General features: G+C 62.4%; 10 protein-coding genes. 1 reads left to right on the top strand and 9 read right to left on the bottom strand.

From position 1 onward, the window contains the following. Window position 1: 1 nt before the first annotated feature. The 9 genes from LDN70_RS05470 to speB form a co-directional block, all read right to left on the bottom strand. Window positions 2–3,115 (bottom strand): glycoside hydrolase domain-containing protein, encoded by a 3,114-nt coding sequence (locus LDN70_RS05470; protein WP_502773768.1) that lies wholly within the window; start codon window positions 3,113–3,115, stop codon window positions 2–4. 185 nt (window positions 3,116–3,300) lie between these two features. Then, window positions 3,301–4,065, bottom strand: a complete 765-nt coding sequence (locus LDN70_RS05465; protein ID WP_142940045.1) for a copper homeostasis protein CutC — start codon at window positions 4,063–4,065, stop codon at window positions 3,301–3,303. 80 nt (window positions 4,066–4,145) lie between these two features. After that, the gene (locus LDN70_RS05460; protein ID WP_166841664.1) at window positions 4,146–4,562 is read right to left on the bottom strand and encodes an acyl-CoA thioesterase; all 417 of its coding nucleotides are present in this window, start codon (window positions 4,560–4,562) and stop codon (window positions 4,146–4,148) included. A gap of 56 nt (window positions 4,563–4,618) precedes the next feature. Next, window positions 4,619–6,697 (bottom strand): ABC transporter ATP-binding protein, encoded by a 2,079-nt coding sequence (locus LDN70_RS05455; protein WP_142940046.1) that lies wholly within the window; start codon window positions 6,695–6,697, stop codon window positions 4,619–4,621. Beyond that, window positions 6,694–8,427 (bottom strand): ABC transporter ATP-binding protein, encoded by a 1,734-nt coding sequence (locus tag LDN70_RS05450; protein WP_142940047.1) that lies wholly within the window; start codon window positions 8,425–8,427, stop codon window positions 6,694–6,696. Before LDN70_RS05450 ends, LDN70_RS05455 begins: the two co-directional genes overlap by 4 nt. A gap of 311 nt (window positions 8,428–8,738) precedes the next feature. Further along, window positions 8,739–10,859, bottom strand: a complete 2,121-nt coding sequence (locus tag LDN70_RS05445) for an MDR family MFS transporter (protein ID WP_223941980.1) — start codon at window positions 10,857–10,859, stop codon at window positions 8,739–8,741. 8 nt (window positions 10,860–10,867) lie between these two features. Then, window positions 10,868–11,350 carry a MarR family winged helix-turn-helix transcriptional regulator gene (locus LDN70_RS05440; RefSeq protein ID WP_142940049.1) on the bottom strand — a complete coding sequence of 161 codons (483 nt, stop codon included), beginning with the start codon at window positions 11,348–11,350 and terminating at the stop codon, window positions 10,868–10,870. A gap of 202 nt (window positions 11,351–11,552) precedes the next feature. Next, complete coding sequence (locus tag LDN70_RS05435) at window positions 11,553–13,256, bottom strand: thiamine pyrophosphate-binding protein (protein ID WP_223941979.1); 1,704 nt, start codon at window positions 13,254–13,256, stop codon at window positions 11,553–11,555. After that, entirely contained in the window at window positions 13,253–14,323 is a 1,071-nt protein-coding gene (gene speB, locus LDN70_RS05430; protein WP_223941978.1) for an agmatinase, read from the bottom strand. Before speB ends, LDN70_RS05435 begins: the two co-directional genes overlap by 4 nt. 217 nt (window positions 14,324–14,540) lie before the next feature. Between speB and LDN70_RS05425 the strand changes: the two genes are divergently transcribed. After that, window positions 14,541–16,514 (top strand): APC family permease, encoded by a 1,974-nt coding sequence (locus LDN70_RS05425; RefSeq protein ID WP_223941977.1) that lies wholly within the window; start codon window positions 14,541–14,543, stop codon window positions 16,512–16,514. Window positions 16,515–16,532: the final 18 nt, after the last annotated feature.

Genomic DNA, 16,532 nt, shown 5'->3' with positions numbered 1-16,532 from the left:
GTCAGTATCCGATCGTGAGAAGGAGGCCGCGCTGCGGCTCGATGGCTATGGCTTGGCCGGGCACGTAGCTCGCGGCAGATTGGAAGCCGGCGATGGTGGGGGCCTTGATGATTCTGGTGGCGGCAGCATCGTCGTCGAAAATCAGCGTCACTTGTTCAGTGTCCGCGGCCCAGGAGGCCAGCGCTACAACCATTCCTTGCTCCGTGAGCCACGTGGTGGCCAGAACGTCCGGGTGACTTGTCTTTACGGGGGCCTGCGGGTCCCAAAACCCTTGCATATGCCCGTGCTCCAACCCGGTTTGGGCCCAGAACTCCCAGAGCGGGCGGTTGTCCACGGCAGGTGCCCGGCCTGTCATCCCGAACACCATGCCACGCCATGGGTTGCCACCGCCTTCCAGCATCTCGCCCATGAGGCCGAAGGGAATGCCGGAGAGCTCCACCAGCCAATAGTCGGGATCGGTGGTGTTGCAGTCGAAGTACTCCCCCAGCCATAGCCTGTCCACATACGGCAAGTGCTCCATGTACAGATTGGCGGAGGACGCGTAACCGTCGTGCGCAGTGAACTGGTTTGCTGAATGGAGGTCAATCTCAGGGCCGTCTTCACCACGGGTTATGCAGGCCCGCTCCAGGACCTTGCGGACCCGCTGCATGGCGTGGCGGTCATAGGCGATGTCATCCAGGTAGATGCCGTCAATCCCGTCCTTCCCGCCGGCCAGTTCCTGAAGGCTCCGCACGTAGAAGTTCTCCCACCGCGATTCGCCGGTTGTCACCACGGCGATGTCCTCTACATTGGGTGCAAACCACGCTGAAACGTAGCCGCTGCCGGCATGTTCCTGCAGCCACATGTGGCCTGCCCCTGGTCCGTCGCTGAAGACTTCGTGGTCCAGGTGCAGCAACGGCAGCAGCTCAGGGCTATGGAACGTGAGCTCGCGGACCGTGTTGTAAACCTTGGCTTTGAGCCCGTGCTGATGGCACTGGGCCACGTACTTCCGCAGCGAGTCCTGGGTCAGCAAGGGATCATTGATATAGGGCGCCGGCGCCGTGGCGTGATGAACGTTGACCACGGTGGCACCAGCGGCCTTAGTGTCCGCAGGGTTTTCAGGAGCGTGGAAGTACCGTTTTCCAAGGTGTTTGCCGGGATCGATCGGCTTGAACGGTGTCAGCAGCAGGCGGAAATCGAAGTCCAATGGCTCATCCGCCCTTAGGGTCCGGGCACCACTGAAGGCACGCAGCGTGGCTGTGTCCTCCGATGTCCGCAACGCGACACCGCCCCGGACTCCGCAATCACCGCCGGCCTGCTGGCGGTTGGCCCACGATCCCGGTTCCACCAACGGCTTCTCCCGGTAGAAGTTGGTGTTGAGCGGCCGTTCATAGCTGCCATCACGTAAGGAAAGCTGGACGCCTACATTAACACTCCCCAGCCACAACGCATCCTGGTTCTTCGTCGCCACGTCCCAAGTCCAGTCGATGGTGTCCGGCCGTCTTCCACCCGGGATGCCCAACCCCATGGCCAGCGGAACCGAAGCCTCATGGAGCGCCAGCTGCAGGCCGACGTCGTTCACCTCCAAGGTCCCCACCGGGCTGAGCCGCAGCGAGTACGAAACTGCCCCATCGGCGTCGAGAACGCCGTTCAGCTCCAGCGTCAGCGCCGCCTTGCCGTCCTTGCGACCTGTCCAGGCGCAGCGCCACGACATCCGCGCCGGGCCGTCCTCAGTGAAAACTAGCTGACCGTGCGTCCAATCAATTCCCTCAACGTCCAGCCGCATGGGAGCACTGAAAAGCTCGACGACGGGACCATCCGTTGCGGTCACCGCGGTGGTAAACGTTGACGTCACCTGCGCCGGAAGTCCGGACTCCGTCAGCTGCAAGGACCTGCCCAGAATCCCCAACGTCCTGCTCGTTTCGTCCAAAGTGATGGCCGTATATGGCCTAACGAGCTCCGCGTCCTGAGCCACTCGCGAATCCAGCCAGGCCAGGCGCCGAAGGGAACGTGCATCTCCGAAACCGCCCGCAAGGAGTGCCGGATCTGTTTCCGCGGCCACATCAAGCCTGACCACGACCTCCCGTGGTGGCTCCCCCGCTACATGAATAGTCACCATCGCGGAGTGCGTGGTTCCCGCAGCTTCCTCAGGGATGGGAAGGACCACCAGCAAAGCCCGTACGGTGCCGGCAGCAACGTTGAGGGCTCTGTGCCATGGCTTGCCCAGCCTGTCCACGCCATCGGTGTTGATGCAGCGCCCGCGGGTACCTTCTCCTCCCGTTGAGTCTCCTCCCGTTGGCTCTTCCCCGGCTGATGGGGTGAGCTGAACTGTCACGCCGTTGAGATCCTTCTGCGCATACAGCCCCAACTGGACCACATAGTCCTCGCCAGCCTGTGCAGTGCCGTGGAAAGCTTCCGAGGGCCCGTTGATCACCCAGTGCGCCGGTAGGTCATGCCGCATGGAGATGGGATTCAGGCGGTCCTCGGGAAACACCAGAAGGGCTTCTCCCGCGTGGAGTGCCCGGAACCGCTCCAGTTCGTCTGCGCGGGCGGTGAAGTTCATGGGTGCGAACGAGTCCCGTTCGCTTGCCGCCTCATATCGGAGGACTTTGGCGGTGGGCAGCGCAGCTTGCGCCCCGCTTGCCCAGGCGGAACGTCCGACGGCGGCGGCCCAGGCCGGATCTGCGGCAGGACGACGCGGGAGGTACTGCGCCTGGGGATAGTGGGCTTTCCCCAGCATGGCGTACGGCAGGTAGAAGACGAAGTAGATGCCAGGGCCCTCTGTGGCTTCGAAGACAACCGTTCCGGACTCGCGGGTGGCCTCTTCCACCATCACGTTCCGGACCCTGATGCCGGTCTTCTCCGAGACGACCATGACATCAACCGTTGCGGGGTCCTTGTCCTGCCGCCGCCACGGGATGACAGCCCTGTGGGCCGCACCAACCCCGCCGCCCCTTCCGCTGAGCCCCGCTTCAGCCACATCCAGGACTTCCACAACGAATCGGTGATTGCCGTAGAGCAGTTTGTCCCACGCGCCGATGCCACAATCCACCTCCGGGTGGGCTGTCACTGAACCGATTCTGCTGGGATTTGGCGGGGTGATGAGGGCCGGTGAAACCGGCGCGGGCAGCGGCATCGCTGAGACTCCTGAAGGTAGCTTCCGGGGTTTTTCACCTGTTTGGTGAATCCTTACATCATCCCGGCGTTCCGTGGAGTCGTAAAGGGTTATTGCGATGCGCGATCACTGCAATTCCCGCCCCCGAATACTGGCCATGACGCTGCCAGGGCATTATGACGGTGCTACTTGGAGGCGGCCAGGTGCTACTTGGAGGCGGCCAGGTTCAGTGCGTTGACTTTCGCCCTCGCCGCCCGGACGACGTCGCGGTTGGTAACTGTGTAAGCCGTGGGATCGCTGCCGTCCTGCGCACCGAGGGAGACCGCCCCATCGGCGAGAGTGGAGACCGTCTTCTTGGCCGAAAGGTGGACCGCAGCAAGGCCTGCCCTGTGCATCGCAGGGATGTCGTCAAGGGTTAGTCCTCCCCCGGCCATGATCTGCAGTGCACTCCCGGCACGTTCTGCCATGGTGGTCAACGTGGACAGCCCGGCCCCCGCGGTGGCTTCGTGGCCCGAGGTCAGGATCCGCGTGAAGCCAAGTTCCATCAGCTGTTCAAGAGCGGCCACGGGGTCTCGTGACTGGTCTATGGCCCTGTGAAAGGTCAACTCTGCTTCCGGGTTGGCTTCCTTGGCGGAATCCACGAGGCGCTGGATCGCGTGAACGTCTACGTCTCCGGACGCGGTGAGCGCCCCGACCACCACCCCGTGGGCCCCCTGAGCCAGCAGATGGCGGATCTCGTGGACCATGGTGTCTACGTCGGACGCAGAGTACCGGAAGTCGCCGGGCCTGGAGCGGATCAGTGGATGGATCGCCAGACGGCCGTCAACGTGCTCCATGCTGGCTTCCATGAGTCCTTGGCTTGGCGTGACGCCACCAAGTTCCAGGCTGCTGCACAGTTCGATGCGGTCGGCTCCCTCGGCGGCTGCCGTGCCTGCACCCGCGGCACTCACCACGGCAATTTCAAGTTTCATGGTGAAACTCTACGTGGAATTTTTGTACAGCTGATGCCCCTAAGACGGCCATTTGAGGGCATCAGCTGTACAAAAACTCGTCAGCCCTGGTACTTCTGCAGCTTTTCCTTTTGCTCCGGCGTGAGCCTTAGGACCCGTCCTGTGGCCTCGGCGACGAAAGCCAGGTGAGTAGTTGCTTTCACGCAGTCTTCCCGCGTGACGGGATCTTTGATGACGTAATGGAGATCGAAGCTGGCGCCTTTGATGGCCCCCACCCAGATCTCCACCACAGCCGGGATGTTGCGGTAATCCAAAGTCCGGACGTACCGGACTTTGTGCTCCACAACCAGGGTCATGGTGCCTTCCTCGACGTCATTGAACAGGGCCGCCGGGGGCTCTACGCCCGGAAGGCCCGCTCCGCGAGGGGGCCCGAAGGCTGCGATACGGGCTTCCTCCAGCATCCGCACAATCTGGACGTTGTTGATGTGGCCGTAGGCGTCCATGTCACCCCAGCGCATGGGTACGAGGACCTCTATGCGGCGGGGTGCCATGGACTCCTTCAGTGTTTCCGCGCTCAGCTGTGCACCGCCGTCGAGTCGTCCACAGCGGTCTCTTCCTCACCAGCGAACTGGGACATGTACAACCGGTAGTAGGCCCCCTGCAGTGTGAGCAGGTGGGCATGGTTGCCCTGCTCCACGATCTTGCCGTTCTCCATCACCAAAATGGTGTCGGCGTCGCGGATAGTGGACAGGCGGTGGGCGATCACGAAGCTCGTCCGGTCCGTCCGAAGGGCAGCCATGGCCTTTTGCAGCAACAGCTCCGTACGGGTGTCCACGGAGCTTGTAGCTTCGTCCAGGATCAGCAGCGACGGATCTGAAACGAAGGCACGGGCGATGGTGATGAGCTGCTTTTCACCGGCGCTGACGTTGTTGCCTTCTTCGTCGATGATCGTCTGGTAACCGTCCGGGAGGGCACGCACAAAGCGGTCCACGTAGGTTGCCTTGGCCGCTTCCATGATCTGGTCCTCGGTGGCGTCCAGCTTGCCGTACTTGATGTTGTCGTAGATGGTCCCGCCAAACAGCCAGGCATCCTGCAACACCATGCCCACCTTGGACCGCAGTTCTGCGCGGCTAAGGTCCTTGATGTCCACGCCATCCAAGGTGATCCGGCCTGCGTTGAGCTCGTAGAAACGCATCACCAGGTTCACCAGCGTGGTCTTCCCGGCCCCGGTGGGGCCCACAATCGCCACGGTATGGCCAGGTTCGGCAGCAAAGGACAGGTCCTCAATGAGCGGTTTGTCTTCTACATAGCTGAACGAGACGTGCTCGAACTCAACATGGCCGTCGGTCTTGGCGGGCAGATTGCGGGTCCCGGTCTCTTCAACTTCTTCCTCGGCATCAAGGAACTCGAAGACGCGCTCTGCCGAGGCAACACCGGACTGCAGCATGTTGGCCATGCCGGCAATCTGGCCCAGCGGCTGGGTGAATTCACGCGAGTACTGAATGAAGGCGGTGGCATCGCCCAGGCTCATGGAGCCCGAGGCAACGCGCAAGCCACCCACCACTGCAATGCCGACGTAGGACAGGTAGGACACGAAGTTCATGGCCGGGAAGATCACGCCGGACACGAACTGCGCACCGAAGGAGGCCTTGTAGAGTTCCTCGTTCTTCTCGTCGAAACGCTTCAGCATGTCGGCATCGCGACCGAAGACCTTCACGAGGTCGTGTCCGGAGAAGGACTCCTCGATCTGGCCGTTCAGTGCGCCGGTGTTCTTCCACTGTGCTGCGAAGAGCTTCTGGCTGCGCGCACCAATGACGCCCGCCACAATGCCGGACAACGGCAGGGCGATCAGGGCAATGAGCGCCAATTCCCAGGAGACGATGAACATCATCACCGTGATGCCCAGGACTGTGAGCACTGAGCTGACCAGTTGGGAGAACGCCTGCTGGAGGCCCTGCTGGACGTTGTCGACGTCGTTGGTCACGCGGGACAGGATGTCGCCGCGCTGGCGGGTGTCGAAGTAGTTCAGCGGGAGCCGGTTGAGCTTTGCCTGAACGTCGTTGCGCAGCTTCTTAATGACCCGCATGACGATCCTGTTGAGCAACCAACCCTGGGCCCACAGGAAGATGTTGGCCACAAAGTACATCAGGAGCACGATCGAAATCAGGAACGTCAGCTTGGGGAAGTCAATCCCGTTGGTGAGCTCCATCTTGGAGACCATGTCCGCAAAGTTGCCTTGGCCTTGCTGGCGCATGAGCTCAACGAACTGCTCCTGCGAGACCCCCTCCGGGATCTGCCGGCCCACAACGCCACCGAAGATGACGTCCATGGCACTACCCAGGACCTTCGGAGCAATCACATTGAGGACTACCGAGACAATGACGAGCCCGATCACGATGTACACGCCAACGGCCTCGGGCTTCAGCAGGCCCATGAGTCGCTTGGCGGACGGCCAGAACTCTTTGGCCTTCTTTGCCGGGACGTCGCCGAACATACCGCCATCAGCTTCGGAGGGGACGTATTCTTCTTCAACAAAGTCGTCGTCATCGAGCACTTCGGTGGCTACCTCAGCTTCGGCTGTTGCCTTGGCATCCTTGGCGGCTTGAGCCTTGGCAGCCCAGCCACGCTTCTTCTGCTGGTCCTGCTCGGTCATGCCACTTCCTCCACGCTCAGCTGGGATTCAACGATTTCCTGGTAGGTGGGTGAGGTCTCCAGCAGTTCGTCGTGCGTTCCGCGGTCAACAATCCTTCCGTTATCCAGCACAAGGATCTCGTCCGCGTCCGCGATGGTAGAGACGCGCTGGGCCACGATAATGACTGTGGAATCCCGGGTCTTGGCCTTCAAGGCTTTGCGCAGACGGGCGTCGGTAGCAACATCGAGCGCGGAGAACGAATCATCAAACAGGTACACATTCGGTTTGGTAACCAACGCCCTGGCAATGGATAGCCTCTGGCGCTGGCCACCGGAGACGTTGGTACCGCCTTGGGCGATGCGCCGGTTCAAACCGGATGACTTTTCTTCCACGAAGCCCTTGGCCTGGGCCGTTTCCAACGCTTCCCACAGCTCTTCGTCCGTGGCGTCAGGCTTGCCGAAACGAAGGTTGTGCTCGATTGTTCCTGAGAACAAGTACGGCTTCTGCGGCACCGCAGATACGCGGCTAGTGATCTCCGATGCGTCCATCTTCGTGACGGGCACACCGTCCAGCAGGACGTCACCGGATGCGACGTCGTAAAGCCGCGGCAGCAGCGAGACCAAGGTGGTTTTGCCGGCACCCGTGGAGCCGATGATGGCCAGGGTCTTGCCCGGCTCAGCAGTGAAGGAAATGTTGCTCAGCACCGGAGCCTCGGCACCGGGGTACTTGAAGGTGACGTCCCGGAACTCCACACGTCCCTTCTTCTCAGCAGGCACTACCGGCGAGCTGGGGTTGTGGATGGAAGGCTCGACGTCCAGTACCTCACCTATGCGGTCTGCACAGACGGATGCGCGGGGAATCATCATGGCCATGAACGTGCCCATCATGACAGCCATCAGGATCTGCAGCAGGTACTGGAGGAAGGCCGTGAGCGCACCCACCTGCATCTCCCCGGAATCCACCCGCTGGCCGCCAAACCACAGCACGGCGGCCGTGGACAGGTGCAGGATCATGCCGATGGCCGGGAACATCAGGACGAACAGGTTGCCGATCTTTACCGACACTGCAGTGAGGTCATCATTGGCGTCCCCGAAGCGCCTGGCCTCGTGGGGCTCGCGAACAAAGGCCCGGACCACGCGAATACCGATGATCTGTTCGCGCAGTACGCCATTGATGGCGTCGATCTTGGTCTGCATGGAACGGAACAGCGGCATGAGACGGACTACAAGGTAGCCCACCACGGCCACCAGGACAGGAACGGAGACCCAGACCAACCAGGAAAGGCTAAGGTCCTCACGGAGCGCCATGATGATGCCGCCCACACACATGATGGGGGTTGAGACCATGAAGTTCAGGCCCATGAGCACCAGCATCTGTACCTGCTGGACATCGTTGGTACCGCGGGTAATCAGCGTGGGAGCACCGAAAGTGTTGACGTCCTGGGCTGAGAAGCTACTGACCTGCCGGAAGACGCTGCGGCGCAGGTCCCTGCCAATGGCCATTGCAACGCGGGACCCGAAGTACACAGCGATGATGGCAGTGACCACTTGTCCCAGGGCGACAGCGAGCATGAGGGCACCGGTCTGCCAGATGAAGTCGGTGTCTCCGCGGGAAACTCCCTCATCAATAATTCTGGCGTTGAGGCTGGGGAGGTACAGCGTAGCGATGGTGGATGCGAGCTGAAAAATCAGCACGGCCACGATCTGCGGCAAATACGGCTTGGAGTAGCGCCGTATAAGGGTGACAAGCATGCCCACGGGTCCTTAGAAAGAGTGCGTGAAAGAGGTAAGAGAAGTGTGGCAGCCGGGGCTGACAGTATTAGCCTCCCTACTCTACGAAATCCGTTGCCCCGGCGAAACATCTTTCGGAAAAGATCATCCCAGCGGAGTATCTGCCGGGTGACGGATGCTCCCGCTGCCGCAAGACCGGCAGTCGGGGCAAACAAGAAAGCGCCGGCTGGTTTCCCAGCCGGCGCTCCCAATCCCGCCCTCGTTGGCCGTTTCCCCGCACTCCATCAGGAGCCCCGGCCTGGATCCCCGGACAGGGCCGGGACCCCAGTGAGTTAGCCTGCGTGCTTGCCGTGGTCCGAACGGGCTTCGACGCCTTGGAGGAGCAGCAACGCCATGCGCTCCTGCTGCCTGCGCTCACGCTTGAGTTCTTTGCGGATCGCTGCAAGCTCTTCCGCGGTGTGGGCTTGCTGCTCGGCAATGGTCTGCTGCTCCCGCAACCGGGCCTGCAGCTCCACGTTGGCACGGCTCAGCTGAAGCTGCTGTTCCGCCAGAACGTACTGGGTACGGGACAACTGCTCCTGGACTTCCTTCACATCAGCGGTGCCGTGAGGCCGTTCCTGCGTGAGGATCCGAGCGAACTCGAGGTCAAGATCGGATCCTGACTCCGGGTTTGGAACCTGACGGTCCCCTACCGGAGCCTGACGGTCCCCTACCGGAACCTGACGGTCCGCCCCTACCTGACGTCCGCCCACCGAAACCGCAGGATGGGCACTTGGGCGGCGGGCGCCGTCGTCGGACGCTTTCACTGCGTCCATGGACGCCGTGTCCAGTGACATTCCGGCGTCCCCTGAAGCCGTGGCAACCAGTTCTTTCTCAGGAGCTGCATCCACGGTGCGTCGCAGTGGACGCTCCTTGATGAACAGCACGGCGAGGAGGGCAACGACGCTGATGATCGCGGAGATCAGGAAGATTTGAGCAGTCGCGTCACCGTAGGCAGCGCGCATGATGTCCGCGATGGGGGCAGGCATGTCAGCCAGGTCCATGCTCGCTCCGGACGCGCCACCCTGGGCAGGGATCCCTGCGGCAGTCATGCCCTCAACAGCGAGTTCCTTCACGTGGTTGGACATGATGGCACCGAGAACGGATACGCCGATTGCGCCACCAACCGAGCGGAAGAACGCCACGGAGGCACTCGCGGTTCCGATGTCCTTGGCCTGGACGGTGTTCTGAACAGCGAGGACCAGGTTCTGCATCAGCATGCCCAGGCCGAGCCCGAACACACCGGTGTAGATCGCCACTATCCACAGTTCAGTGGTGTGGTCCATGGTTCCGGCGAATGCGAGACCGCCAATGAGGAGGACGGAGCCTGCAATCAGGAACCTCTTCCACTTACCGAAGCGGCTGATCAGGATGCCCGAAGCGACCGAACCAATAAGGTTTCCGGCGATCATGGGCAGCGTCAGCAGCCCTGCCTCGGTGGGTGTGGCGCCGCGGGCAACCTGGAAGTACTGACCCAGGAAGGTGGACGAACCGAACATGGCGATGCCCACCGCAACGGAGGCAACAATGGCCAGGGCCGTGGTGCGCTCGGAGATGATCTTGAGGGGGATGATGGGCTGGGCCACCTTGGTTTCCACGAACACGAGCACAGCCAGAAGAGCTACGCCGCCACCCACCATGAGGGCGGACTGCCAGGAGAACCAGTCGTAGTAGTCGGGGTTGCCGGCGAAGGAAACCCAGATCAGCAACAGGCTGACGCCGGAGGTCAGCAGGATGGAACCGAGCCAGTCGATCTTGGCGGGACGCTTGATGTGCTCGATTTTCAGCGTCACCTGCAGCAGTATGAGCGCGACGACGGCCAGCGGCACGCAGACGAAGAACGTCCAGCGCCAGCCCAACGGGCTGTCAACGATGAAGCCGCCCAACAGCGGTCCGCCAGCAGTGCCAACGGCCATGACGGCACCCATGTAACCGGAGTATTTACCGCGGTCGCGCGGCGGAATCATGGAGCCGATGATTGCCTGGGCCAAGGCTGTGAGGCCACCCATGGCCACGCCTTGGATGACGCGGGCGGTGAGCAGCAGCGGAATGGTTTCGGACAGTCCAGCCATGACTGAGCCGGCCACAAAGATGATGATGCTCAGCTGGACCAGGAGCTTCTTGTCGAAAAGGTCGGCGAGCTTGCCCCAGATGGGTGTGGTTGCAGCGTTGGCCAGCAACGCTGCCGTGATGACCCAGGCGAAGTCGGTTTGGGTGCCCTTGAGCTCGGACATGATGGTGGGCAATGCGTTGGCAACAATAGTGCTGCTGAGGATTGCGGTGAAGAAGGCGGCGAGGAGGCCGGTGAGGGCTTCCATGATCTGCCGGTGCGTCATGGGCGCTGCGGCTTTGCTGGCCGCGGGGCTGGCTGAGGCGTCCACCGCCTTGGTGTTCTGAACTGCTGGTGTGGCCATGGTGGCTCCTAAGCTGTCTGGTTGGTTGTGATGGAGCCGGCCGCCGTTGCCCGGATTGAGTCCTTGAGTGACTCGGTGAGTTTGTTGATGACCTGGGAGGCCTCGAGGGCGTCAGCCTCGCTCCAATCCGCCAGGTAATCGCGCAGTCTCACGCTGCGTTGTTCTTCGAATTCGCGCAGTTTCGCGGAGCCTTCCTCCGTCAGGGCAAGCAGTTGGGCCCTGCCGTCCGCGGGATCGGGCCGCCTGACCACGAAGCCCAGTTCCTCGAGTTCGGTGACGTGCCGGCTCAGGACCGGTGCGCTGACACCGAGCCGCGTGGCCAGATGCGTAGCGCGGGTCTCCCCCTCGCCAATGAATCGCATCACCCCTTGAACAGCCATTCCGACGTCGGGAACGCGGGCCATATGGGCGGTCACCACACAGCGCAGTGTGCGCTGGAGGTCGAAGATTTGATGCACAAGATCGGTTGCTGTGGCGGAACCGACGGACATGGAAAACACCCCTCTTTTGCTTGCCTAAAGCAACTATAACTCAGATTGATTGCTTTGGGAAACTAAAGATGCGTTTCAGTTCCGTTGCGGGGCCCGCTCTGCACCTTATTTCGTGGAAATTGGGTGCAGAGTGGGCCTCGCAACGCAGAAAACCCCCGCACGAGGTTCCGTGCGGGGGCTTTCTGCGTCTACCAGGGTCTGCTTAGTCGTCCAAATGCGTGGGGCCGAACATCTTCAGCAGGGTCTCAACCACGACGACGTTGGGTCCGTCCGCTGCGAAGGACGCCTTGAGCGCGTCCCCCACTTCCTCCGGGGAAACCCGGCGCGCCGGGACGCCGAAGGACTCGGCAAGCTTCACGAAGTCCGGGCGGGCGAGCTCGGTGGCGGTGGCTTGGCCAAAGGCGCCCACCATGTACTCGCGCAGGATGCCGTAGCCGCCGTCGTCCACAATCAGCCAGGTGACCGGGACGTTGTGCTGCTTGGCGGTGGCGAGCTCGGAGATGGAGTACATGGAGGATCCGTCACCGGAAACGGCCAGCACCCTGCTCGGCTTGCCGGTGGTCTCCAGTCCCACGGCACCGCCGATTGCCGCAGGGAAGCCGTAGCCCAAGCCGCCGGCGCCTTGGGCGGAGTGGAACTGGCCCTGCCGGGCGTCCCAGCAGCTCCAGCCCCAGTACGCAGAGATGGTCATGTCCCAGAACGTCTGCATGTCAGCCGGAACAGCCTCGCGGATGTCGGCCATGAACTTCAGTTCCTTGGCCAGGTCCTGTGATTCCAGGCGGGCCTTGACCTTGGCCAGGGATTCCTTGACCACGTCCTCCGGGCTGGTGCCGTGCCAGTCACGCTTCACGGAGTCCGCGGCACCGGCAGCTGCGAGGGCTTCGTCCAGGGCCGCTAGGGCCTGGCCGGCGTCGGCACGGATGCCCAAACCGGGCCGGTTGGATTCCAGGACGCGGGGTTCGGCGTCGATCTGGATGATCCGGCCGCGTGGTTCGAACGTGAAGTAGTTCGAGGTCACTTCACCCAGGGAGGAGCCGATCACGATCAGCACATCGGCGTCTTCCAGGACGTCGGTCATATACCGGTCCTCGATCCACGACTGTAAGGACAGCTCGTGGGTCCACGGGAACGCGCCGTTGCCGCCCGGGGTGCAAATGACCGGAGCCCGTAATTGCTCGGCGATCGAGAGCAACGACTTCTCGGCCCGGCCACGACGGGTACCGCCGCCGGCGATGATGGCCGGACGTTCCGCCGTCGAAAGCCACTTCACGGCCTCGCGGATCAGCTCGACGCGCGGCGGGTTGTCGAGTGCTTCGGCGAGGGCGTCCTCCACCGGGGGAACCATGATCGGGTCCAGCAGGACGTTTTGCGGGATTTCGATCCACACAGGGCCCTGCGGTGAGGAGATCGCTTCGGTCCACGCGTCCTGGATGGCCGAGGGGATGCCCGAGGCGTGCTGGATCAGTCGCTGGCTCTTGGTGACGTTCGCGGCCGAGGCCTTCTGGTCGTCGAGCTGGTGCAACATGCCCTTGCGGCGGGCACCCAGGCCATCGAGCGGAATCTGGCTGGCCACAACCACCATGGGAACACCTGTGGCATAGGCCTCCTGCAAACCGGCCAGGGACGTCAGCGCACCGGGCCCGGTGGACAGGAACAGCACACCCACCTCGCCGGTGGCACGTGAATACCCGTCGGCTGCGAAGGCCGAGTTGTTCTCCACACGGGAGGAAACGAAGTGCAAGTTGCCGCGACCCATGGCGTCGAAGAGACCCAGGGCGTGCTGGCCCGGGATACCGAAGACTGTCTTCGCGCCCAGCGCTTCAAGGGTCTCGACGACGAGGTCCCCACCGTTTCGCTGGTTGGTGCCCTTGGTGGGGGCTGCTGTGCCCGGATCGAAATCGATCATCGCTGGTCTCCGGTTGCTCCGGTTACCTGCGCGAGTTCCGCGATGCGGGCGCCGAGGGCCTGCTGCGCGTAGCCGTTGGGGGCACCTTGGCGGTCACCTTCCACTGCGTTGTCCGCCATGAGGGTCACGAGCTCGTAGGCTACGTGGCTGCCTGCAACACCGGTAATTTCCGCGTGGTCGTAGGCCGGAGCAACTTCAACGATGTCCGCACCAACGAGGTTCATGCCCCGGAAACCACGGATGATTTCCAGGAGCTCGCGGCTGGTGATGCCGCCGGCTTCAGGAGTGCCGGTGCCGGGCGCGTGCGCCGGATCAAGAACGTCAATGTCCACGGAGATGTACAGCGGACGGTTGCCGATGCGGTCGCGGATCTTGGCCACGGTCTCAAGGACGCCCTGGTAGTAGACGTCTGCGGAGGTGACGATTCCGAAGCCGAAGCGGTGGTCGTCGTCGAGGTCCTTCTTGCCATACAGCGGACCGCGGGTACCGACGTGGCTGATGGCCTCGGTGTCAAGGATGCCCTCTTCCACGGCCCGTCGGAACGGGGTGCCGTGCGTGTACTCGGCGCCAAAGTAGGTATCCCAGGTGTCCAGGTGTGCGTCGAAGTGGAGCATCGCGATGGGCTCACCGGCACGCTCAGCGGCTGCCCTCAACAGAGGCAGGGCGATGGTGTGGTCGCCACCGAGAGTGACCAGTTTGCTGCCGTTGGCCGTGAGATCCAAGGCGTTTTGCTGGATGGTCTCGATGGCCTCGTTGATGTTGAACGGGTTCACGGCCATGTCGCCGGCGTCGGCAACCTGGATGTTCTCGAACGGGCTGACGTCCCATGCCGGGTTGTAGGGACGGAGCAGGCGGCTGGCTTCACGCACATGGTTGGCACCGAAGCGCGCGCCAGGGCGGTAGGAAACGCCGGAGTCGAAGGGGACGCCAACAACGGTGACGTCAGCCTTGGAGACCTGGTCCAGGCGGGGCAGGCGGGAATAGGTAGCGGCACCGGCGTATCGCGGGATGCGGGATGAATCGATGGGGCCGAGGTTCCCGTTGGCCTCAATGCGGAGCTCTTCCAAAATGCCTCTCCTTCGAGATAAGTCAGCGTCTGTGACACCCATCATACACTCAAAGTTGTCTAATAAGCATCACATGTTTACAAATTGGCTTTCCGGGCGTGCGTCATGAGATGCCCGTCACAGCGGGCGTTAAGATTCCATAAAAACCGGGGTCCCGGCGTCGAACGCGGCCATACGCTCCTAGCGGAAGCAGCACACTGCTGCACGAAAGGACACCGTGACCACCCTGTCGAGGCCTCCGGCCGATCCGGCCAACCGGCCAAAGAACTCCTTCAAGCTCAAGCCATGGCTACTGGAGGGAATGCCGGATACCTCAGGGAAGCGGCAGGGACCCCACGGACGCCCTGCGGACTCGCACAAGCCCCAAGCCTGGTGGAAAGTCATGTGCCTCACGGGCCTGGACTACTTCTCCACCCTCGGCTACCAGCCAGCCATCGCCGCCCTGGCCGCCGGGCTGTTGTCCCCGCTGGCCACCCTGCTCCTGGTGCTCGCAACCCTGGCCGGCGCCCTCCCCGTATACCGGCGCGTTGCGAAGGAAAGCCCCCGCGGCGAAGGATCCATCGCCATGCTGGAGCGCCTGCTACCGCGATGGGGAGGCAAGCTGTTCGTCCTGGCCCTCCTTGGTTTTGCTGCGACCGACTTCATGATCACCATCACGCTGTCCGCCGCCGACGCCACAGCCCACCTCATCGAGAACCCTTTCGCGCCGCATTTCCTCGAAGGCCAGCAAGTAGTCATCACCTTGGCTTTGATCGCCGGCCTGGGCGTCGTCTTCCTCCGCGGATTCAAAGAAGCCATCAACGTGGCCGTGGTGCTGGTGGCAGCATTCCTCGCGCTGAACCTTGTGGTGATCGTGGTGTCCATGACTCATCTCTTTACCGAAGCCGGCGTCATCACCGACTGGTGGAGTGCGCTCACCACGTCCCATGGCGACCCCATCATGATGATCGCCCTGGCACTTCTGGTCTTCCCCCGCCTGGCACTTGGGCTCTCCGGCTTCGAAACCGGAGTTGCCGTCATGCCTCAGATCAAGGGCCACGCAACAGACACCGATGCCAAGCCCACTGGCCGGATCAAGGGTGCGCACAAGCTCCTCACCACCGCGGCCATCATCATGAGCTCATTCCTCATCACCTCCAGCTTCACCACCGTCATGCTGATCCCCGCCGCCGAATTCCAGGACGGCGGTAAAGCCGAAGGCCGCGCTCTAGCGTATCTGGCGCACAAATTCCTAGGAGACGGATTCGGAACCGTCTATGACGTGAGCACCATCGCCATCCTCTGGTTCGCAGGCGCGTCAGCCATGGCCGGGCTCTTGAACCTCGTCCCCCGTTACCTGCCCCGCTATGGCATGGCGCCGGCATGGGCACGCGCCCTCCGCCCGCTGGTCCTGGTGTTCACCGTCATCGCCTTCTTTGTCACCATCATCTTCAAGGCGGACGTCAACGCCCAAGGTGGCGCCTACGCCACTGGTGTGCTGGTCCTGATAACCTCGGCCTCCATTGCCGTCACACTGTCTGCACGGCGGAAGAAGCAGCGGGCACAGGTCATCGGCTTTGGTCTGATCTCCCTCGTCTTCGTCTACACCACCGTAGTCAACTCGATCGAGCGCCCCGACGGCCTGAAGATCGCCGCCCTCTTCATTCTGGGCATCATGGTAGTTAGCTTCATATCCCGCATGCGGCGCGCGTTCGAACTTCGGGCCACTCACATCAAGATGGACGAGAAAGCCCTCGAATTCACGGCCAACGCCGCCGAAGGTCCCGTCCGCATCATCGCCCACGAACCCAAACACCTCAGCGCAAGCCGATACAGGGAGAAGCTCCAGCACGCCCAGCAGGCAAGTCACCTGCCCGTTGACTGCGACGCCGTCTTCATTGAGGTCATTGTGGACGACAGCTCCGACTTTGAGCAGGAGCTCCAAGTGGTGGGCAAGGTCCGGCACGGGTTCAAGATCCTGGAGGTGCACAGCAACAACGTGCCCAACACCGTGGCCGCAGTACTCCTCCACATCCGCGACGTCACAGGATTCATGCCCCATATCTACTTCCGCTGGACCGAGGGCAATCCGATCTCCAACCTCAGCAAGTTCCTGTTCTTCGGCGAAGGAGAGATCGCCCCGGTAACCCGCGAGGTACTTCGGGAGGCCGAGCCTGACATCACCCGACGCCCGTGGGTGCACGTGGGCTAGCCCCGGTTCCGCGCGTTC

Source organism: Arthrobacter sp. StoSoilB22, from assembly GCF_019977315.1.
Lineage (GTDB): Bacteria > Actinomycetota > Actinomycetes > Actinomycetales > Micrococcaceae > Arthrobacter.
This window is presented reverse-complemented; position numbering and strand designations above follow the sequence as displayed.